The organism is Mesorhizobium sp. LHD-90 (assembly GCF_030929505.1).
Lineage (GTDB): Bacteria > Pseudomonadota > Alphaproteobacteria > Rhizobiales > Rhizobiaceae > Kumtagia.
In genome coordinates, this window is the sequence record NZ_JAVFVV010000002.1 from 81,459 (window position 1) to 100,863 (window position 19,405).

The following is a 19,405-nucleotide window of genomic DNA, read 5'->3' on the forward strand; positions in this document are numbered from 1 at the left end:
ATGCGCATTCTGCTCACCAATGACGACGGCATCCATGCTGATGGCCTGTTGTGCCTCGAGCGCATCGCGCGCCAGTTGAGCGACGACGTCTGGGTGGTCGCGCCGGAGACCGACCAGTCGGGTTTCGCGCATTCGCTGTCGCTGTCGCAGCCGCTGCGCATGCGAAAGCTCGACGACCGGCATTTCGCGGTGCGCGGCACGCCGACCGACTGCGTCATCATGGGCGTCAAGAAGCTGATGCCGGAGCCGCCGGACCTGGTACTGTCCGGCGTCAATTCCGGCTCCAACGTTGCCGACGACATCACCTATTCCGGCACGGTGGCCGGCGCCATGGAAGGCACGCTGCTCGGCATTCGCTCGATCGCGCTCAGCCAGGCCTATGTGCTGAAGCAGGATATCGGCCGCGACGTGCCGTGGGAAACCACCGAAGCGCATGCGCCGGCGCTGCTCGACAAGCTCCTGGCGACAAACCTGCCGCCAGGTGTCTTCCTCAATCTCAATTTCCCCAACTGCGCGCCGGACGAGGTCGAGGGTGTCGTGGTCGCCGAGCAGGGCAAGCTCGGCTACGGCATGTGGATCGACGAGCGCGCCGACGGCCGCGGTTTCCCTTACTACTGGCTGCGCTTCGGCCGTGGCACCGCCGAGCCGAAGGCCGGTACAGACCTGCACGCGTTGGGCAACCGCCGCATCGCGGTGACGCCGCTGAAGATGGATCTGACCGCGCATGAGTTGCGCGACCAGTTGACGAAGGCGCTTGCCTGATGATCGGCGGGCCGGACCGCGAAGGTTTCGCCGCCTTCATGCTGCGCATGCGCGGCCGCGGCGGCGTGCCGGCGCATGTGCTCTCCGCCTTCGAGGCGACGCCGCGCGGGCCGTTCCTGTCCGGCCAGTTCCAGGAGCTTGCCTGGTCCGATCGCGCTCTGCCGATCGAATGCGGCGAGGCGATCGAGGGCGCCGATCTGCAGGCGCAGATCGTTGCCGCGCTCGGCTTCGAACCCGGTAACCGCGTGCTGGAGATCGGCACCGGCACCGGCTACACCGCCGCCGTTATCTCTCGGCTGGCTGGCCGCGTCACCACGCTCGACCGCTACAAGACGCTTGTCGAGCAGGCGCGCATGCGCTTCGAGCAGTTCGGCATCCAGAACGTGATTGCCCGCCAGGCCGACGGCACAAGCGGGCTCGCAAATGAGGGACCGTTCGATCGCATCGTCGTGTGGGCGGCCTTCGACAGTCATCCGCGCATTTTCGTCGACCAGCTTTCAACCGGCGGCACCATGGTGGCGGCGATAGGCCCAGAAGAGGGAAAGCAGGTGCTGGTGCGCCTTACCAAGGTCGGCAGCCGATTCGAGCGCGAGGATATCGGCGCGGTGCGCTTCCAGCCGATCCTCAAGGGCGCCGCCGCCGTGCTGTGACCCGGTCGCTCGCTGAGGCGCCAACAGGCTTAAAATTTCGGCGCGGACGCCGCCGCTCTTAACCGCCCAGTAAGATTAACGCGCTTTAATCATGCTTGTGTTTGTACCGGGTGTAAGCGGGTTATTGCGATGCTGGTGAGTGTATTGCGGTCTGACAAGCGCAAGCTTTGGCGCGGCGCGGCCCTGCTCCTGCTGACGGGAATGACAGCCGGGTGCAGTTCCCAGTTCTCGCGCTTCAATTCCACCGACGACATCTTTACCGGGTCGACGGCGAATCAGCGCCAGATCATCAATGGCGAGAGCCAGCCCTATCCGGGCGATACGGCGCCGGTTGCCGCCGCTCCGGCAGCCCCTGTGCAGACCGGGGCGGTCAACCGCAACGTCCTGCCGCCCGTCTCCTCGCAGCCCTTGCCGGCGCCGACCGTCACGGCCCGGTCCGCCCCCGCTGCGACCGCGCCGGCCGAACAGACGCTGCGCGCTCCTGTGGCGGAAGCCGCAAAACCAAAAGCTGCAGCGCCGAAGCTCGCTTCCGCCGAGCAACTCGACAACAAGCCGACCGGAACGACCGAGCCGCGCATGGCGGTCGAGCCTAACGAGCCGGCCGGCTGGTCGCGCGCCGGCGGCACGCAGGTGACCGTTAAGCAGGGCGAGACCGTCTACAACCTGTCGCGGCGCTTCGGCGTGCCCGCCAATGTGATCGCGCAGGTCAACGGCCTGCCCGGCGGTGGGGCCCTCCAGACTGGCCAGAAGATCGTCATCCCGACCTATGTCTATTCCAACAAGGCGCCTGTCTCGGCGCCTGACAGCGATCCGAACGTCGCCGACGCCCGCTCGTCGACCGGCACCAAATATGACGTGCCGGCCAACAAGGTGCCGCTGCCGAGTCGCGCGCCGCAGGACAAGTTGGCCGTTCTGCCGCAGACGCCGAAGGTGAAGGAGAGCGCCGCTCCTGCTCCTCTGGGCACGACCGCCTCGAACGAGGCCAAGCCCGCAAAGGCCGAACCCGTCAAGGCCGCTGCCGCCAAGGGTGCCTACACGGTAGAATCCGGCGATACGCTGTCGAAGATCGCCCGGAAGACCGGCGTCAGCGTCACTGCGCTCAAGGCCGCCAACGGCATGGAAGACGGCATCCTCAAGATCGGCCAGACGCTGAAGGTGCCGGCCGCCGGCGAGGCGGCGGTCGCCAAGGCGGTTCCGGCGGTCGATCCGGTCGCCACCAGCGCGGTGCCGGCCGCGCCGAAGAAGGTCGCGCAGGGAGAGACGGTTGCCGCCATCGCCCCGGCGAAGAAGGACGACAAGGTCATCGAACAGGCCGAGAAGTCGGAAGCCGCGGCGCCGAATTCCACCGGTATCGACCGCATGCGCTGGCCGGTGCGCGGCAAGGTCATCTCGGGTTACGGCAAGGGCGGCGGCGCCGACAAGGACGGCATCGACATCGCCGTGCCGGAAGGCACGCCCGTCAAGGCCGCCGAGAACGGCGTGGTCATCTATGCCGGCGATGGTCTCAAGGAATTCGGCAACACCGTGCTGGTTCGCCACGAGAACGGGCTGGTCACCGTCTACGGTCATGCCTCCGAGTTGAAGGTGCAACGCGGCCAGAAGGTCAAGCGCGGTGACGAGATCGCGGTTTCGGGCATGAGCGGCAACGCCAATGCGCCAAAGCTTCATTTCGAGGTGCGCAAGAATTCCGCTCCGGTCGATCCCTCGACCTATCTGGAATAGGCTTTCATTGCCGATGAGCCCTTCTTCGGTGCGTCCTTCGAGGCTCGCCCGTCAAGGTCTGCTGCACGATTTCAACGCTTTGCGGGCTCGCACCTCAGGATGAGGACCGTTGTGCCTGCAACGCTGGCCTTTCAGGTTGGTCCTGACATCCTTCAGTGTTGAACCTGCCGTCGACGCCGAAATGGTCGGCAACACAGGAGCCAGACCCCCGCTGAAGGCGAGCGTTGCAGGCACAACGGTCCTCATCCTGAGGTGCGAGCCCGCAATACATTGAACTTATGAGAATAGACCTCTGCGGGCGAGCCTCGAAGAACGCACTGGAAATCAATCCTTCAGCGGCTTGCCGAGCCGGCCGGCCAGATCCTGGATGAACTGCCAGGCGACGCGGCCCGAGCGGCTGCCGCGTGTCGTCGCCCATTCCAGCGCTTCGGCGCGCAGTGTGTCGGCATCCGTCTCGAGATCGTGATAGCGGACGTAGCCGTCGATCATCTCCAGATATTCGTCCTGCGAGCATTTGTGGAAGCCGAGCCACAGGCCGAAGCGATCGGATAGGGAGACCTTTTCCTCCACCGCCTCGGACGGGTTGATGGCCGTCGAGCGCTCGTTGTCGATCATGTCGCGCGGCAAGAGATGCCGGCGGTTCGACGTGGCGTAGAAGATGACGTTGGCCGGCCGGCCCTCGACGCCGCCCTCCAGCGCCGCTTTCAGCGATTTGTAGGACGTGTCGTCGTGGTCGAACGACAGGTCGTCGCAGAACAGGATGAAGCGGTGCGGCGCCTTTTTCAGGATCGCCATCAGGCGGGGCAGGGTGTCGATGTCCTCGCGATGGATCTCGACGAGTTTCAGCCCCGCGCCGTCGTTTTCGCGGTTGACGGTGGCATGCGCCGCCTTGACCAGCGAGGACTTTCCCATGCCGCGCGCACCCCACAGGAGCACGTTGTTGGCGGGCAGGCCGGCCGCGAAACGCTGCGTGTTGTCGACTAGGATGTCGCGCACCCGGTCGACGCCGCGGATCAGTCCGATCTCGACGCGGTTCACCCGATGTACCGGCTCCAGCACGCCCTGTTCGGCCGACCAGACAAAGCAGTCGGCGGCGTCGAGATCGGCTTCCGGCGGCGCGGGAGGGGCGATGCGGTCGACGGCGGCGGTCAGCAGGTCGATCCTGTCGAGGAGGGCTTGCAGGGATACGGTGGGCATGTAGGTGTGTCCGGTCAAACTATATCGCCGCAGCGATACGCGAATCCGCCGCGATGCCCAAGGGGAAGGCTGTGGTCCAGCAGCGACAAATACGGGTCATCGGCCGTCAGCCTGGAGTGCGATCGGCCCGCAAGCGACAAAATGCACCGGAATCGGCACTGAAAAGCGCCGGCGAAGCCTACAGGTGTAGTTGCATTGACGGTTCGACCGACTATATTCCGGCCAACTTTGGCGGGCCCCGCAGGGCCCTTTTTCCATTTCAGGAGCACACTGCATGATCGTGACGCCGGCATACGCACAGGCCGCGGGCGGGACCCCGGACATGTTCATCAGCATCCTGCCCTTCGTGCTGATCTTCGTGATCATGTATTTCCTGATCATCCGCCCGCAGCGCGCTCAGGTAAAGAAGCGCGGCGAGATGCTGGCGGCGATCCGCAAGGGCGACACGGTCGTCACCGGCGGCGGCTTCGTCGGCAAGGTGACGCGAGTCATCGACGACAACGAGCTGGAGATCGATCTCGGCGGCATGAAGGTCACGGCACTGCGCTCGACCATTGCCGACGTGCGGGTGCGCGGCGAGCCGGTCGCCAACCAGAACGTCAAGAAATAAACGCCTTCAGGAGCTAGACTCTCCTGTTGATGCCGCGCTGACAGAGGCAAGATGCTCTATTTTTCACGCTGGAAGACGATTTCGATCTGGAGCGTCGTGCTCCTGGGCGTGATCTTTGCCATCCCCAACCTCTTCACCCAGTCCTTCCGCGACAGTCTGCCCGGTTGGATCCCCAACCGGCCGATGACGCTCGGTCTCGACCTGCAGGGCGGCTCGCACATCCTGCTCGCGGTCGATCGCAACGACCTGGTCAACGAACGCCTCCAGACGGTGCGCGATGATATTCGCACTTTGCTGCGCGACGCCAAGATCGGCTACACCGGCCTGTCCGGTACCGGCACGTCCGTACAGGTGCGCATCCGCGAGGCCAATGAAGTCGAACAGGCCAAGACTGCGCTGGCGACACTGATCCAGCCGGTGAGCAGCGGCGTGTTCGGGACGGGATCGCTCGCGGAACTGACGCTGGAAGAGCCTGAGCAGGGTTTGCTGCGCTACACGCTCACCGAGGAAGGCATCAACTACCGCATGTCCTCGGCGGTGACGCAGTCGATCGAGGTCATCGGGCGGCGCGTCAACGAGCTCGGCACGACCGAACCCACCATCCAGCGCCAGGGCGCCGACCGTATCCTGGTGCAAGTTCCCGGCCTACAGGACCCGCAGCGGCTCAAGGAAATCCTCGGCCAGACGGCAAAGCTGACGTTCCAGATGGTAGACCAGTCGATGCCGGTGCAGGAGGCGGTCCAGGGCCGGCCGCCGGCGGGCTCCAGCGTGCTCTATTCCACCGATGATCCGCCGGTGCCCTATCTGATCGAGGACCGTGTCATCGTTTCGGGCGAGAATCTCGTCGATGCGCAGGCCTCTTTCGACCAGCGCACGAGCGAGCCGGTTGTCTCCTTCCGTTTCGACGGCAAGGGCGCGGCTCGTTTCGGCCAAACGACACAGCAGAATGTCGGGCGGCTGTTTGCCATCATCCTCGACAATCAGGTGATTTCGGCACCGCAGATCCGCGAGCCGATCCTCGGCGGCACCGGCCAGATCTCCGGCAATTTCACGCCGGAGTCCGCCAACGATCTCGCGGTGCTCCTGCGCGCCGGCGCGCTGCCGGCCGACCTCACCATCGTCGAGGAGCGCACGGTCGGCCCGAGCCTGGGCGCCGACTCGGTCGCTGCCGGCGAATTCGCGGCGATCATCGCCGGCATCCTCGTCATTGCTTTCATGCTGGTCGCCTATGGCACGCTGGGCATCATCGCCAACATCGCGCTTGCCGCCAACGTCATCCTGATCATCGCCATCCTGTCGGCGCTTGGGGCCACGCTCACCATGCCCGGCATCGCCGGCATCGTGCTGACGGTCGGCATGGCGGTCGATTCCAACGTCATCATCTACGAACGCGTGCGCGAGGAGCGGCGATGGGGCCGCTCGCTGGTGCAATCGCTGGATCAAGGCTTCGCGCGCGCGCTGGCGACCATCGTCGACGCAAACTTCACCACCTTCATCGCCGCGGTCATCCTGTTCTACATGGGCACCGGCCCGGTGAAGGGCTTTGCCGTGACACTGGCCGTCGGCATCGTCACAACCGTCTTCACCGCCTTCACGCTGACGCGCTGGATGATCGCGATGTGGCTGAAGCACTATAAGCCGAAGGAGCTGCCGAACGGCTTCGTCCGCTTCATTCCGGACGACACCAAGCTGCCCTTCATGAGCTGGCGCAAATACGCCTTCTCGCTGTCGGCGGCCCTGTCGATTGCTGCCGTCGCGCTATTCTTCACGGTGGAGATGAACTACGGCATCGATTTCCGCGGCGGCACCAGCATCGAGGTTCAGTCCAAGGATGGGCCGGCGGATTCGGCCGCCGTGCGCGAGGTGCTGGGCGAACTCAACATGGGCGACGTCCAGGTGCAGGAGTTCGGCTCCGACCGCGACCTGCTCATCCGCGTCGAGGGCCAGAACGCCGGCGACAATGCCGAGCAGAGCGTCGTCGAAAAGGTCCGGATGGCGCTGGAAGACTCTTACGATTTCCGCCGGGTTGAGTCGGTCGGCCCGACCGTCTCGTCGGAACTCGCGTGGGCGGGCACGATGGGCATTCTCGCGTCGCTGGTGGCCATGCTGATCTATATCTGGTTCCGCTTCGAATGGCAGTTCGGCCTGGGGGCGGTGATCGCGACGGTGCATGACGTCACCATGATGGTCGGGCTCTATGTGGTCTCCGGCCTTGAGTTCAACCTGACCAGTATCGCGGCGATCCTCACAATCGTCGGCTATTCGATCAACGACACCGTCGTGGTCTACGACCGCGTGCGCGAGAACCTGCGCAAATACAAGAAGATGCCAATCGAGCAGTTGCTCGATCTGTCGATGAACCAGACGCTGTCGCGTACCGTGCTGACCGGCGTGACGACGTTGCTGGCGCTGATCGCGCTCTATCTGTTCGGCGGCGAGGTCATCCGCTCCTTCACCTTCGCCATGATCTTCGGCATCCTGGTCGGCACCTATTCGTCGATCTTCGTCGCCGGCCCGCTGCTGATCCTGTTCAAGCTCAGGCCTGAAAGTTTCGAGGCGGACAAGAAGGACGAGACCAGCCTGCCGGCCGCCGCCCAGGCGCCGCAGGCCTGACGCCGATCATGGCGTCCGGCATCGTGATGCGCGAGGCGCATTTTCCCGGGCGTGCGCCGATCGATGCCTATGGCAATGGCGGCTTCCGCTTTGCCGACATGTCGCACCGGGGCTCGCTGCTGTGCCTGCCCTCCGGCGTCTATGGCTGGGAGCCAGAGAATCCCGTTGCGCTCGCGCCCGGGGATTTTTCCCGGCTGCTTGCCGAGGCCGGCGATGTCGAAATCCTTCTCGTCGGCACCGGAAAGAATCTTCGGCCGCTGCCGGCGGAGTTGCGGGCGGCATTGCGCCAGGCGGGGATTTCCGCCGACCCGATGTCGACCGGCGCGGCGGTCAGGACCTACAATGTCCTGCTGGCCGAGGACCGCGCGGTCGCGGCCGCGCTGATCGCCGTCGACTAGGCATTCGAGAGCCGACGTGACGGACGAAGCAAAGCTGGTGGCCGAACGGGTCCGCGACGCCGACTACGACCGCTACCTCTCCGTGCTCTATGCTCCGCCGGACCGACGCGAGGCGCTGCTGTCGCTCTATGCCTTCAACGCCGAGATCGCGGGCATCCGTGACAAGGTCCGCGAGGCGCTGCCCGGGGAGGTTCGGCTGCAATGGTGGCGCGACGTGATCGCCGGACACGCCGCTGGCGCGGCGACCGGCCATCCGCTTGCCGATGCACTTATCCATACCATCGACCGTCACAACCTGCCCATCGCGGCGTTCGACAACTATCTCGAGGCGCGCATCTTCGGCCTCTACGACGACCCGATGCCGTCGCGCACAGACCTCGAAGGCTATTGCGGTGAGACTGCCGGCGCGCTGATCCAACTGGCGGCGATGGTGCTTGATGCGAACGCCGCGCCGGATTTTGCCGCGCTTGCGGGTCATGCCGGCTGCGCTCAGGCGATTACCGGCATTCTGCGGCTGCTGCCGCTGCACCGGGCGAGGGGGCAATGCTACGTACCCCGCGATATACTGGCCGCCGCCGGGACGACGCCGGAAGAGTTCATTGCCGCCGGCGCGGGCGCGGCGGCCGAACGCGCCGTCGCGGCGATGATCGCGCTGGCCCAGGAACATCTTTCCGCGTTCGTTGTGCGAGCGGGCGCGCTTCCCGAGACGTTGCGTCCCGCCTTCCTGCCGCTTGCATTGGTGCCTGTCCATCTGGCGGTGTTGTCGCGAGATCCGAAGAAGGCGATCGCACACACCGGGAACGTCCCGGCCTGGAAACGGCACTGGTCGCTTCTGCGCACCGCCTCGCGCGGGTGGTGAATAAGCTCTTTCTTTAACGTATAGGTCAAAACGCTACGACTCGACGGACAGGTACTGCCTGCCCGGAGGAATTGCCTTGAGCCTGCTAATCCTCGTCGCCATTGTGGCGATCAGTCGTCCGTCGCTTCCTGGTGCTGGCCGCGTAGGATCGCCTCGAAGTCGCGTCCGCCATAGAATACGTTGACGATCTGAACCCTATCGCCCTCGATGACATAGGTTATCACTGCCGACCGTTCGAATGGCACCGTCCTCAGGCCCGGCGAGATGTCGTCCCGCGTTCTGCCTCCACGTGGAATGTCGCCTATGCGATAGCAACGATCCTTGATTCGCCCTATGAAACGGCGCGCGACCGTGCTGCTGCCCGACCCTTCTGTTATATGCTTGGCAACATTGCGCAAATCATCCAGCGCGCTTTGCCGTAGCTCCACGCGCAGTCTTTGTATCATCCGACGTCTCCCCCAGCCGGTCGATGTAATGGTCCAGAACTGCGAATGCCTCGTCGATTGGGATCGCCGGGCGCGGGTCTTCAAGCGACGCCTTCGTACGAGCTTTGATCGAAGCCATGCGCTCGGCGTGCTCTTCCTCATCGCGCTGCAAGGCGCGCAACGCCGCACGGATCACCTCGCTGGCAGAGCCGTAGGAGCCGTCCTTGACCTTTTCGCGGATCATGCGCGCCATGGCCGGGGTCACGGTTACGGAGAGTTTTTCAGCCGATTCCATAAGATCGCTCCGGCAGAATTTTGAGAGTGGGATGATATCCTACTCACCAAACTCTGTCCAATGAGACGGATCGGCTACTCCGCCGCACGCACCGCCGGCTCGATCCCCAGCCACGCCCGGCAATCCCGTAGCGCCCGGCTGGTCGTCGCCTTCTTCTTGGCGATCGTCTTGTCCTTGCCGCGAAAACGTCCCTCGAAATCGTCGGGGCGCAGCTTGGTCCCGGCTTCCAGCGGCGGGAACAGGCCGAAATTGACGTTCATCGGCTGGAACGAGCGTTTTCCGGGTTCGTCGTCGGAAACGATATGGCCGCCGGTGATGTGGCCGAGCAGCGCGCCGAAGGCGGTCGTAGCCGGCGGCGGCGAGACCGGCTTGCCCAGCCGTTCCGCCGCGGCGAAGCGACCCGCGAGCAGTCCGATCGCCGCGCTCTCGACATAGCCCTCGCAGCCGGTGATCTGGCCGGCGAAGCGCAGGCCCGGCCGGCCTTTCAATTGCAAGGTCGGGTCGAGCAGGGTCGGCGAATTGATGTAGGTGTTGCGGTGCAGGCCCCCAAGACGCGCGAATTCGGCGTTCTCCAGCCCCGGAATGGTGCGGAAGATGCGCACCTGCTCGCCATGCTTCAGCTTGGTCTGGAAGCCGACCATGTTGTAGAGCGTGCCCAGCGCGTTGTCCTGGCGCAGTTGCACCACCGCATAGGCCTTTACTGTCGGGTTGTGGGCGTTGGTGAGGCCCATCGGCTTCATCGGCCCATGCCGCAGCGTTTCCACGCCGCGCTCGGCCATCACCTCGATCGGCAGGCAGCCGTCGAAATAGGGCGTGCCCTCCCACTGCTTGAACTCGGTTTTTTGGCCTTCGACCAGCGCCTTGACGAAGGCCTCGTATTGCGCCCGGTCCATCGGGCAGTTGATGTAGTCCTTGCCGGTGCCACCCGGCCCGACCTTGTCGTAGCGCGACTGGAACCAGCAGACATTCATGTCTATCGTGTCGAAATGCACGATCGGCGCGATGGCGTCGAAGAAGGCCAGTGCGTCGGCGCCGGTCTTTTCCGCGATCGCCTGCGCCAGGGATGGGGCGGTGAGGGGTCCGGTGGCGATGATCGCCTGGTCCCAGTCTTCCGGCGGCAGGCCGGTCACTTCCTCGCGCACGATGCTGATCAGCGGATGCGCTTCGAGTTTCGCCGTGACGGCCGCGGAAAACCCATCGCGGTCGACCGCCAGCGCGCCGCCGGCCGGCACCTGGTGCGCGTCGCCGCAGCCCATGACCAGCGAATTCGCCAGCCGCATCTCGGCATGCAGCAGGCCGACCGCGTTGGTCGCCGCGTCGTCGGAGCGGAAGGAATTGGAACAGACCAGTTCGGCAAGCCCGTCGGACTTGTGCGCGTCGGTGCCGCGCACCGGGCGCATCTCGTGCAGGATCACCGGAACGCCTGCCTCGGCCGCCTGCCATGCAGCTTCCGATCCGGCGAGCCCGCCGCCGACGATATGGATGGGTGAGATCATTGGCCGCAAATAGTCCGCGCGCTTGCCGAAAGCAACGGGCTGGCGGGAAACGCCGACGGCAGGAACAGCTTTTGGCTGGTATCGAAACCCCGAAAACACAACACCCGCCGGGGGAGGAGGTCCGGCGGGTGTCGCATAGGCCGGGCAGCGTTCGGGAGGAGGAGAAGGCTGCCCGTAGTCGCCGAACCCTGGGAGGAGGATGGGCCGGCGATGTTCTTTTCGCATATGGTGCGTGCGAAGCGCTGTTTCAACAGCACCCGCCGGGGGAGGAGGTCCGGCGGGTGCCGTTTTGGTGGCCAGTCATCGGGAGGAGGAGAGACTGGCCGTATCCGTCGGAACCGGGGAGGAGGTCGGTTCCGGCGAAATTCCTTTAAATCGCCTTGCGCGCGACGTAGGGGATGTCGCTGCGGCTGAAGCCGAGATCGGAAAGCTCGCGGTTCGACAGGCGGCTCAGCTCGGAAACGGTTTCCCGGTAGCGGCGCCAGTTGCGATAGTTGCGGATCAGGTTCATGGTCGTGCTCGTTTCGTCTTTCGTTCGTCTCTTTTTTTCACAATCCGAAAATAAGTGCATGGCGGGCGGATGAAAAGTGTCGATACCGCATAGCAGCAATGCGAATTGTGCAATGCAACATGTGGCGGCTTTGGAGGGTGGAGAGTGATCGAGCCCGATTCGAAAATCGTTTCGTACCGTCAACTGGTTGCAGTAAGACTTTGAAGTGACGGTCTGCAGGGCGCGCGTTGGGAACGATGGGTTATTCGAAACGGCTGTCGCGGGACATTGAGCGCTGGATCGGGCAGGGCCTGATCGATCATGCGGCCGGCGCGGCGATGCTGCGCGACGCCGAGGCGAACGACCGGCGCTCGTTCAGCTTCGGTTTTGTGCTGATGATGATGGCGGCGCTCTTGCTTGGTGCGGCGGTCCTATTGGTCGTCGCCTCGAACTGGGAGGCGATTCCGCGCCTGACCCGTGTCGTTCTGCTGTTTGCGCTCATCTTCGCGGGTTATATCGGCGGTGCGCTGCTCAAGCTGCGCGGCCACGACGCTTTTGCCGAAGGTGCCTGGCTGATCGCGGCGGCGGCATTCGGCGGCGGCATCGCGCTGATCGGCCAGATGTACCATCTATCCGGCGACGAGGAGGCGGCGATCCTCACCTGGTGCGCCGGCACGGGGCTTGCCGCCATCCTGCTGCGCTCCGGTCCGCTGACCATCGCCGCGGCGGGGATCGCCGCATCCTGGCTGTTTACGGAAGGGTTCGACATCTGGGGCAGGAGCCTCGTGCCGCTTTCCTACCCGCTGGTCGCCGCTGCGCTCTGGGCGGTTTCGCTATGGACACGCAGCGTTGCGGCGCGCCACCTGCTCGTTCTGTCGTTGATCGCCTATGCCGCGATGCTGGCCATCGACGGCGACGTCACCCTGGTCGCCTCCTGCCTGGCCGCGCTGTCGCTCGTCGTTCTGGTTGCTTCCATTTTTGCCGGGCCGGCGGTGGAGAGCGCCGTCCAGCTTGACGGCCGTCTGCCGCTGCACGCGCTGCTGGGTTTCCTGACCGGCGCGGCGATGTTGCAACTCGAGCATACGGAAGATCCGGCGATGATCGTCGCTGCGGCGCTGGTGGTTTTTGCCGTCATCGCCGGAACGGTGTTCCTGCTCGGCCGCGATAGCCGCGGCCTGCGCTGGCTCGCCTATCTCGGCTTCGCCTTCGAACTCTGCTTTCTCTACGTGGCGACGATCGGCACCATGCTGGGCACAGCTGGGCTGCTGCTGGCGGTCGGCCTGGTGCTCGCCGTCGCGGCCTTCCTCATCATCCGCATTGAGCGCCGCATGAAGATGGAACCCGCATGATGCGCCGCTATGCCCTGCTCGTCTCCGCGCTGGTGCTGGCCGTCGTCCAAATCGGCTTCCTGTCATGGATGATCGTTGCGCGCGCCGCCGTGTTGCGCGACGGCCGCGAGGTGCTGCTGAAAGTCGAGCCGGTCGACCCGCGCGATCTGCTGCGCGGTGATTATGTGCGGCTTGGCTACGACATCTCGACGATCCCGCGCGACCTCGTGAGCTTCGGCCCGCCGGACGAAGCCGAGCGCGGCGCCGACGTCTATGTACGCCTGCGCCGGCAGCCAGACGGTTTTTGGGGCGTGAATTCTGCTTATGTAGACGCCCCGCCTGCGGAGCCTTTTGGTGACGGCGAGGTCGAACTGCACGGCACGCTCGCCTACTCCGGTCCCGACGATCCGATCCGCGTCGACTACGGCATCGAGCGCTTCTATCTGCCGGAAGGCGAGGGAAAACCGATTGAGCGCGATATGCGGGTGCGCAGCTTCGGCATTCTTGCCGCTGTCGGCCCCGGCGGCGTAGCGCAGATCAAGGCGCTGATGGACGGCGACGCCAAACTGTTCGAGGAGCCGCTTTATTGAAGTCTGGTGCGGATGAAGGGACTCGAACCCCCACGCCTTTCGGCACTGGAACCTAAATCCAGGGCGTCTACCAATTCCGCCACATCCGCGTTCGTTGGCATTCCCACGTCGCCGGACAACTGTCAACGCCGCCGAAACGGGCCTTGGCCATGCCGAAACACACATGGCGGCCCCTGCGGAACGCGCGAAGAGAGTTGAAAAAGACACACTCCTGTGACAAAAGGCGTCACAAAATTGACGGGATGTGACGGTCCGCTTCGGAAATTCGCGGTAAGAAGCTGGAAGAACAAAGACTTACCGGAATATCTGGAGCGCGGGTGAGACCATCTCTTCCTGGATTCCCGAGGGAAGCCGGGTCTCGTTTCTCCGAACGCCAGATCGCCGCTTGGCAAGGGATTGGGGTTGCGACGGTTTAACCGTCGCGGCCCTTTCGAGATAACAAAGGTTTTATGATGCAGGTTACCGAGACACTGAATTCCGGCCTCAAGCGCGAGATCACCGTCAAGGTGCCCGCCGGCGACATGGAATCGAAGCTGATGGCCAGGCTGGAGAACGCGCGCGGCAAGGCGCGCATCAATGGCTTCCGCCCCGGCAAGGTGCCGATCCAGCATCTGCGCAAGATGTACGGCAAGTCGTTCATGGCCGAGGTCGTCAACGAGATCCTGTCCGACACGCCACGCAGCATCGTTTCCGAGCGCGGCGAGAAGGCCGCTACGCAGCCCGAGGTCACCATGACCGAGGACGAGAAGGAAGCCGAAAAAATCCTGTCCGGCGGCGCCGACTTCGAGTTCAAGCTGGCCTACGAGATTATTCCGGCCTTCGAGATCAAGGATGTCTCCTCCATCGCCGTAACCCGTCCGGTCTACGACGTGCCGGAAGAGGAGATCGACGAGCAGGTCAAGCGCGTGGCCGAATCGGCGCGCAGCTACGAGACCAAGGACGGCGCGGCCGCCGAGGGCGATCGCGTCACCATCGACTATCTCGGCAAGATCGGCGGCGAGGCTTTTTCGGGCGGCGCCGGCAACGGGCAGCCGCTGGTGCTGGGCTCCAAGGAATTCATCCCCGGCTTCGAGGACCAGCTTGTCGGCGCCAAGGCCGGCGACGAGAAGCAGGTCACTGTCACCTTCCCGGAAAACTACCAGGCCGCCAATCTGGCCGGCAAGGAAGCGACCTTCGACGTCATCGTCAAGGAAGTCGCCGCGCCGGGACCCCTGGAGATCAATGACGAGACGGCCAAGAGCCTCGGCCTCGACTCACTCGAGCGCCTGCGCGAGATCGTGAAGGGCCAGATCGAGAACCAGTTCGGCTCGATGACCCGCCAGAAGGTGAAGCGCCAACTGCTCGACCAGCTCGATGCGTCCTATTCGTTCGAGGCGCCGTCAAAACTGGTCGAAGCCGAGTTCAACAATATCTGGACGCAGGTCAACCGCGACCTCGAGGCTGCCGGCCGTACCTTCGCCGACGAGGAGACCACCGAGGAGGAGGCCCGCGCCGACTACCAGAAGCTGGCGGAGCGCCGCGTACGGCTCGGCCTGGTGCTGGCCGAGATCGGCGAGAAGGCCGGCGTGCAGGTTTCCGACGAGGAACTGCAGCGCGCACTGTTCGACTTCGTCCGCCGCTTCCCCGGCGACCAGCAGCAGGCGATCTACGACTACTACCGCAACAACCAGGCCGCGCTGACCACGCTGCGCGCGCCGATCTTCGAGGAGAAGGTCGTCGACCATCTGCTCGGCCAGATCGCCGTCACCGACAAGAAGGTGAGCAAGGAAGAACTGATGGCCGAGGACGACGACGCCGAAACGGCGGTCAAGTCTTCCGGCAAGGCGAAGAAGGCCGCCAAGAAGGCCGAGGCCGCTTCGGACGAGACCACCGCCGAGGAGCCGAAGAAGAAGGCTCCCGCCAAGAAGAAGGCCAAGGAAGCAGACGCCGAATAGGTCGTTTGCGCCCGTCTGCATAGATCGAGCCGCTCCGTTTCGGGGCGGCTTTTTTCTTTGGTGGCAGGTCTCGAAAGTTGCGTCGCGCCGTCGGCCCGAAAAGCCGCTCGCGGCACGGGCGTTGCTGCAATGCACAAGTACGACTTGCAATTCCGGCCCGGATGCGCCATATGCGCAGCCATTAGGCGCTTGGGCCGCGGACAGTTGCGGCTCTCCTCATCGGATGGGACTGGTTGCGTCTGTAGTTCTCCTTTCCCGAAAAGTCGGTCTGGAGACGAAGCCCCGCGATTTCTGAGCGCGGGCACGACAGCGCAGCCGCGCGGACGAAAAGATCGTCCGCCGCCTTGTCGTTTCATAAAAACAATGTCGACGGCGGGTTGCGCCCCGCCGGGGCTTAATCATTCGCGGCCATTTGGCCCGCGCGAAAGAAGAAGAACTTGAACACTGAAATTTCCGCGAACCTTGAAGGGTTCGCTTCCCTCGGCATCACCGGTGCGCTGCTCAAGGCGACCGAAGCCGCCGGCTTCGATATGCCGAAGCCGATCCAGGCGCAGGCCATTCCGGCCCAGCTTGCTGGCCGCGACATTCTGGGCGTCGCCCAGACCGGCTCCGGTAAGACGGCCGCCTTCAGCCTGCCGATCCTGGCAAGAATCTCCGCGCTCGGTACCAAGCGGCTGCCGCGTACCGCACGTGCCCTGATCCTGGCGCCGACCCGCGAACTCGCCGTGCAGATCGAGGAGACCATCCGCGTGCTCGCCAAGGGCATGCACATCTCCACCGCGCTGGTGCTCGGCGGCGTGTCGCGCAACAGCCAGGTCAAGCGCATGGCCCCGGGCGTCGACATCCTGATCGCCACGCCGGGCCGCCTGACCGACCTGGTCCGCGAGGGCGAGGTGAAGCTCGGCGAGACCCGCTGGCTGGTGCTCGACGAAGCAGACCGCATGCTCGACATGGGTTTCATCAACGACGTCAAGCGCATCGCCAAGGCGACGCATGCGGATCGCCAGACGGCGCTTTTCTCGGCCACCATGCCGGCCGAGATCGAGCAACTGGCCCGCGGCATCCTGAAAGACCCCGTGCATGTCGAGGTCGCGCCGCAAGGCACGACGGCGGCCGAGATCAAGCAGAGCGTGGTGCTCGCCCGCCTCAAGCAGAAGCGCAAGGTGCTGTCGACCATGCTGGCCGACCCCGCCATGAGCTCTGTCATGGTGTTCGCCCGCACCAAGCATGGCGCCGATCGCGTGGTGCGTGACCTCGAGCGTGACGGATTCAAGGCCGCTGTCATCCACGGCAACAAGTCGCAGAACGCCCGCCAGAAGGCGCTCAACGGCTTTCGCGACGGCTCGATGCGCATCCTTGTCGCCACCGACATCGCGGCGCGCGGCATCGACGTTCCCGGCATCTCGCATGTGATCAACTTCGATCTGCCGGATGAAGCCGAGAGCTATGTCCACCGCATCGGCCGCACCGGCCGCAATGGCGCCAGCGGCACCGCGATTACGCTGTGCGACCCCAACGAGAACGCAAAGCTGCGGTCGGTTGAACGCATCATCCGCATGAAGCTGCCGGTTCTGGCCGATCATCTCGGCGAGCCGGACCCGCAGCCGGAACCGCGCAGCCATGAGCCGCGTGAGGACAGGGACGCTGCCCGGCCGCGCGAGCATCACCGCGCCGGGCGTCCGGGCGGCGACAAGCAGCGCCAGGGCAAGAAGCCGTTTTCCGGCAAGCCCGGCGGCAAGCGTTTCGGCGGTCAGGGCGAACGTTTTGGCGGGCAGGGCGACCAGCAGCGTTTTGCCGGCAATCCTACCGGCGAGGGCCGTCCTGCCGGTCAGCCGAACGGCGAAAAACGCTTTGCCGGCAAGAAGCGGCCGTTTCGCGGTCGCCGCAACGCACCGCGGGCTGCGTAACGTAGGGCAGTAGGGCAGTAGGGCAGTAGGGCAGTAGGGAGTAGGTGAAGGCATTCGAGGGTCGAACCTCGCCATCCGACTGCCTGTTACCGACTGCCCCTTCCTCTCTTGCACCGACTGAACCCGCGTTTGGTCCAATTGCTTCCGTGCAAGGCATGACATACGGCGGTCGAGGCGAATGCTTCGGCCGCCATTGTTTTGCAGGCTGGAAAGAGAGGGCAGGGATGGCCGGCATTGCCGCGTTGGCGGTCGCCTACGTGCTCTCGCAGTTCTACCGCGCATTCCTGGCCGTTCTGACGCCGGTGCTCGGCGAGGACCTTGCCATGACCAAGGGCGACTTTTCCATCGCCTCGGGCGCGTTGTTCCTGACCTTTGCGCTGGCACAGTTCCCGGTCGGCGTGGCGCTCGACCGCATCGGGCCGCGCCGCACCGCCGCCGTGCTGCTGGCCGCCGGGGCCGGCGGCGGGACGCTGCTGTTCGCAGCCGCCACGTCGCCCTGGATGATCATCGCCGCAACCGGCCTGATGGGCATCGGCTGCGCGCCGGTGCTGATGGCGGCGCTGTTCATCTTCGCGCGCCTCTATTCGCCGGCGAAATTCGCCATGCTGACCTCCTGGTTGGTCGCGTTCGGCACGGCAGGCAATGTCATCGGCACTGCGCCGCTCGCTCATGCCGAAATGATGTTCGGCTGGCGCGCGGTGATGCTCGGCCTTTGCGTCGTAACGCTGCTGGTTTCGGCCGCGCTCTATCTTCTGGTCCGCGACCCCGACCATCCGCATGCCGTCGCCAAGGCACAGACGGGTTTCGCCGGCTTTGCCGAACTGCTGCGCATCCGCGCGCTCTGGCCGATCATCCCGCTCACCGCGATCGCCTACGCGCCGTCGATCGGCATTCGTGGCCTCTGGGCCGGGCCCTATCTTGCGGATGTATTCGGGGCGGACGCGCTTACCATCGGCAACGTCACCTTGTTCATGGCGATCTCGATGGCCGCCGGCGCTTTCGTCTACGGGCCGCTCGACCAGTTCTTCGGCACGCGCAAATGGGTGGCCGTCGGCGGCAAGAGCATCTGCCTGGCGGCTGTCGCTGCGCTCGGCCTGTTCCCGCAGACCTCTATCGGTGTCTCGACCGGCCTGCTGATGCTGATCGGCATCGCCGGCGGCAGCTATGGCCTGCTGATGGCGCATGCGCGCGCCTTCCTGCCGCCGCGCCTGCTGGGCCGCGGCGTGACGCTGATGAATTTTTTCTCGATCGGCGGGGCTGGGGTCATGCAGTTCGCCACCGGCGCGGTCGTCACGCGCAGCATCGTGCCCGGCGAGCCGGCGGCTGCCTATGCGGCGCTGTTCCTGTTCATCGCGCTGGCCCTGGGCGCGGCGTTGGTGATCTACCTCTTCTCGCGCGACGCAAAACCCGACCACGTCGCCTGAAGGTGACGATCAGAACCCGACGATGTCCGTCAGCTTTCGATGCAGCGGGCCGGTCAGGCGCAGGCCGCCGTCGCTGACCAGGAAACCGATGCACGGCCGGTCGGTCTCCGCAACCGGGCGATGATCCACCGTCTCGTCGGCGATCGAGATGTCGCCGCGCGCAAAGCGGCCGCGCTGGTCGTTGAAGGCACCGTCCAGCACCAGAAACAGTTCCGAGCCGTCATGCGTATGGTCAGGAATCGCCCGGCCCGGCCGCAGCCAGAACAGGCTGGCATTGCAGCCGTCGATCTCGCCGAGGGCGTATTCCTTGAAACCCGGCAGTTTTGTGCGCCACGGAATGTCCGCCTCTTCGAAACCGACGAAATCGACTAGCGGCCGAGGCAGGATGCCCGGGGATTCGTTGCGACGGCCCGAAATCGCCGGCGCCGGACTGGCGAAGATTGCGTCGAGCCTGTCCTGGCGCCCGCCGAGCGGGACCGGCTCGGCTCCGGTCAACTCGCCGCCCGCCAAAACTTCGAGCCGCGACACGAAGGCGCGGCTCTCCGGCTTGATCGCCAGATGGCTCTCGACGAGGACGCGTACCGGCGCGGGAAGACTGCCGGCGACATAGCGGGCGAGCAGTGCGTCCAGCGTTTCGGAAATGTCGGGAACCATCTGTCCATCGCAAGGGCCGCCTGAAGGCGGGGAATTGCCGGGTCTACGCCG

The 19,405-nt window shown here is 64.9% G+C and carries 18 protein-coding genes and 1 tRNA gene; 12 read left to right on the top strand and 7 right to left on the bottom strand.

Annotated features, from left to right (window positions below):
- The 3 genes from surE to RB623_RS02565 all read left to right on the top strand — a co-directional run bounded on the left by surE (window position 1) and on the right by RB623_RS02565 (window position 3,134).
- Window positions 1–762, top strand: a complete 762-nt coding sequence (surE, locus tag RB623_RS02555) for a 5'/3'-nucleotidase SurE (RefSeq protein WP_308055187.1) — start codon at window positions 1–3, stop codon at window positions 760–762.
- A complete protein-coding gene (locus RB623_RS02560) occupies window positions 762–1,412 on the top strand; it encodes a protein-L-isoaspartate(D-aspartate) O-methyltransferase (protein WP_308055188.1) in 651 nt (216 codons plus the stop codon). Before surE ends, RB623_RS02560 begins: the two co-directional genes overlap by 1 nt.
- A gap of 129 nt (window positions 1,413–1,541) precedes the next feature.
- Complete coding sequence (locus RB623_RS02565; protein ID WP_308055189.1) at window positions 1,542–3,134, top strand: peptidoglycan DD-metalloendopeptidase family protein; 1,593 nt, start codon at window positions 1,542–1,544, stop codon at window positions 3,132–3,134.
- 324 nt (window positions 3,135–3,458) lie between these two features.
- Here the strand turns inward: RB623_RS02565 and RB623_RS02570 are convergent, their stop codons facing one another.
- Window positions 3,459–4,331, bottom strand: coding sequence for an ATP-binding protein (locus RB623_RS02570; RefSeq protein WP_308055190.1), 873 nt, complete (start codon window positions 4,329–4,331; stop codon window positions 3,459–3,461).
- Window positions 4,332–4,605: 274 nt separating this feature from the next.
- Here RB623_RS02570 and yajC point away from each other — a divergent pair, with 274 nt between their 5' ends.
- Genes yajC through RB623_RS02590 form a run of 4 tightly spaced genes read left to right on the top strand, consistent with a single transcriptional unit; the run spans window position 4,606 to window position 8,811 of the window.
- On the top strand, window positions 4,606–4,941 hold the full coding sequence (gene yajC, locus RB623_RS02575; protein WP_308055191.1) for a preprotein translocase subunit YajC: 336 nt from the start codon (window positions 4,606–4,608) through the stop codon (window positions 4,939–4,941).
- A gap of 51 nt (window positions 4,942–4,992) precedes the next feature.
- Window positions 4,993–7,554, top strand: a complete 2,562-nt coding sequence (gene secDF, locus RB623_RS02580; RefSeq protein WP_308055192.1) for a protein translocase subunit SecDF — start codon at window positions 4,993–4,995, stop codon at window positions 7,552–7,554.
- An 8-nt stretch (window positions 7,555–7,562) separates the two neighbouring features.
- Entirely contained in the window at window positions 7,563–7,952 is a 390-nt protein-coding gene (locus RB623_RS02585; protein WP_308055193.1) for an Mth938-like domain-containing protein, read from the top strand.
- 16 nt (window positions 7,953–7,968) lie between these two features.
- On the top strand, window positions 7,969–8,811 hold the full coding sequence (locus RB623_RS02590; protein ID WP_308055194.1) for a phytoene/squalene synthase family protein: 843 nt from the start codon (window positions 7,969–7,971) through the stop codon (window positions 8,809–8,811).
- Window positions 8,812–8,921: 110 nt separating this feature from the next.
- Here RB623_RS02590 and RB623_RS02595 read toward each other — a convergent pair whose 3' ends face one another.
- The 4 genes from RB623_RS02595 to RB623_RS02610 all read right to left on the bottom strand — a co-directional run bounded on the left by RB623_RS02595 (window position 8,922) and on the right by RB623_RS02610 (window position 11,538).
- Complete coding sequence (locus RB623_RS02595; RefSeq protein ID WP_308055195.1) at window positions 8,922–9,257, bottom strand: type II toxin-antitoxin system RelE/ParE family toxin; 336 nt, start codon at window positions 9,255–9,257, stop codon at window positions 8,922–8,924.
- Window positions 9,211–9,531, bottom strand: a complete 321-nt coding sequence (locus RB623_RS02600) for a type II toxin-antitoxin system ParD family antitoxin (RefSeq protein WP_308055196.1) — start codon at window positions 9,529–9,531, stop codon at window positions 9,211–9,213. Before RB623_RS02600 ends, RB623_RS02595 begins: the two co-directional genes overlap by 47 nt.
- 74 nt (window positions 9,532–9,605) lie before the next feature.
- Window positions 9,606–11,027: a methylenetetrahydrofolate--tRNA-(uracil(54)-C(5))-methyltransferase (FADH(2)-oxidizing) TrmFO gene (gene trmFO, locus RB623_RS02605; RefSeq protein WP_308055197.1), complete on the bottom strand. Its 1,422-nt coding sequence runs from the start codon at window positions 11,025–11,027 to the stop codon at window positions 9,606–9,608.
- Window positions 11,028–11,397: 370 nt separating this feature from the next.
- A complete protein-coding gene (locus RB623_RS02610) occupies window positions 11,398–11,538 on the bottom strand; it encodes a DUF1127 domain-containing protein (RefSeq protein ID WP_308055198.1) in 141 nt (46 codons plus the stop codon).
- Window positions 11,539–11,774: 236 nt separating this feature from the next.
- On the opposite strand from RB623_RS02610, the gene RB623_RS02615 reads away from it, so the two are divergent.
- Together RB623_RS02615 and RB623_RS02620 are read left to right on the top strand one after the other, a co-directional pair.
- On the top strand, window positions 11,775–12,866 hold the full coding sequence (locus RB623_RS02615) for a DUF2157 domain-containing protein (protein ID WP_308055199.1): 1,092 nt from the start codon (window positions 11,775–11,777) through the stop codon (window positions 12,864–12,866).
- The gene (locus RB623_RS02620; protein WP_308055200.1) at window positions 12,863–13,435 is read left to right on the top strand and encodes a GDYXXLXY domain-containing protein; all 573 of its coding nucleotides are present in this window, start codon (window positions 12,863–12,865) and stop codon (window positions 13,433–13,435) included. Before RB623_RS02615 ends, RB623_RS02620 begins: the two co-directional genes overlap by 4 nt.
- Window positions 13,436–13,439: 4 nt before the next feature.
- Here the strand turns inward: RB623_RS02620 and RB623_RS02625 are convergent.
- Window positions 13,440–13,524 (bottom strand) — tRNA-Leu (locus tag RB623_RS02625).
- A gap of 363 nt (window positions 13,525–13,887) precedes the next feature.
- On the opposite strand from RB623_RS02625, the gene tig reads away from it, so the two are divergent.
- The 3 genes from tig (at window position 13,888) to RB623_RS02640 (ending at window position 18,700) form a co-directional block, all read left to right on the top strand.
- Window positions 13,888–15,369 (top strand): trigger factor, encoded by a 1,482-nt coding sequence (gene tig, locus RB623_RS02630; RefSeq protein ID WP_308055475.1) that lies wholly within the window; start codon window positions 13,888–13,890, stop codon window positions 15,367–15,369.
- 437 nt (window positions 15,370–15,806) lie between these two features.
- The gene (locus RB623_RS02635) at window positions 15,807–17,276 is read left to right on the top strand and encodes a DEAD/DEAH box helicase (RefSeq protein WP_308055201.1); all 1,470 of its coding nucleotides are present in this window, start codon (window positions 15,807–15,809) and stop codon (window positions 17,274–17,276) included.
- A 224-nt stretch (window positions 17,277–17,500) separates the two neighbouring features.
- Window positions 17,501–18,700: an MFS transporter gene (locus RB623_RS02640; RefSeq protein ID WP_308055202.1), complete on the top strand. Its 1,200-nt coding sequence runs from the start codon at window positions 17,501–17,503 to the stop codon at window positions 18,698–18,700.
- A gap of 9 nt (window positions 18,701–18,709) precedes the next feature.
- On the opposite strand, the gene RB623_RS02645 is transcribed toward RB623_RS02640, so the two are convergent.
- Complete coding sequence (locus RB623_RS02645; RefSeq protein ID WP_308055203.1) at window positions 18,710–19,354, bottom strand: ChrR family anti-sigma-E factor; 645 nt, start codon at window positions 19,352–19,354, stop codon at window positions 18,710–18,712.
- Window positions 19,355–19,405 lie beyond the last annotated feature (51 nt).

Coding starts and splice junctions, on each gene's coding strand:
- secDF (WP_308055192.1), top strand. CDS start 4,993: ATGCTCTATTTTTCACGCTGGAAGACGATTTCGATCTGGAGCGTCGTG.
- RB623_RS02585 (WP_308055193.1), top strand. CDS start 7,563: ATGGCGTCCGGCATCGTGATGCGCGAGGCGCATTTTCCCGGGCGTGCG.
- RB623_RS02610 (WP_308055198.1), bottom strand. CDS start 11,538: ATGAACCTGATCCGCAACTATCGCAACTGGCGCCGCTACCGGGAAACC.
- RB623_RS02640 (WP_308055202.1), top strand. CDS start 17,501: ATGGCCGGCATTGCCGCGTTGGCGGTCGCCTACGTGCTCTCGCAGTTC.
- RB623_RS02600 (WP_308055196.1), bottom strand. CDS start 9,531: ATGGAATCGGCTGAAAAACTCTCCGTAACCGTGACCCCGGCCATGGCG.
- trmFO (WP_308055197.1), bottom strand. CDS start 11,027: ATGATCTCACCCATCCATATCGTCGGCGGCGGGCTCGCCGGATCGGAA.
- RB623_RS02620 (WP_308055200.1), top strand. CDS start 12,863: ATGATGCGCCGCTATGCCCTGCTCGTCTCCGCGCTGGTGCTGGCCGTC.
- RB623_RS02560 (WP_308055188.1), top strand. CDS start 762: ATGATCGGCGGGCCGGACCGCGAAGGTTTCGCCGCCTTCATGCTGCGC.
- RB623_RS02615 (WP_308055199.1), top strand. CDS start 11,775: ATGGGTTATTCGAAACGGCTGTCGCGGGACATTGAGCGCTGGATCGGG.
- RB623_RS02565 (WP_308055189.1), top strand. CDS start 1,542: ATGCTGGTGAGTGTATTGCGGTCTGACAAGCGCAAGCTTTGGCGCGGC.
- yajC (WP_308055191.1), top strand. CDS start 4,606: ATGATCGTGACGCCGGCATACGCACAGGCCGCGGGCGGGACCCCGGAC.
- RB623_RS02595 (WP_308055195.1), bottom strand. CDS start 9,257: ATGATACAAAGACTGCGCGTGGAGCTACGGCAAAGCGCGCTGGATGAT.
- tig (WP_308055475.1), top strand. CDS start 13,888: ATGCAGGTTACCGAGACACTGAATTCCGGCCTCAAGCGCGAGATCACC.
- surE (WP_308055187.1), top strand. CDS start 1: ATGCGCATTCTGCTCACCAATGACGACGGCATCCATGCTGATGGCCTG.
- RB623_RS02645 (WP_308055203.1), bottom strand. CDS start 19,354: ATGGTTCCCGACATTTCCGAAACGCTGGACGCACTGCTCGCCCGCTAT.
- RB623_RS02570 (WP_308055190.1), bottom strand. CDS start 4,331: ATGCCCACCGTATCCCTGCAAGCCCTCCTCGACAGGATCGACCTGCTG.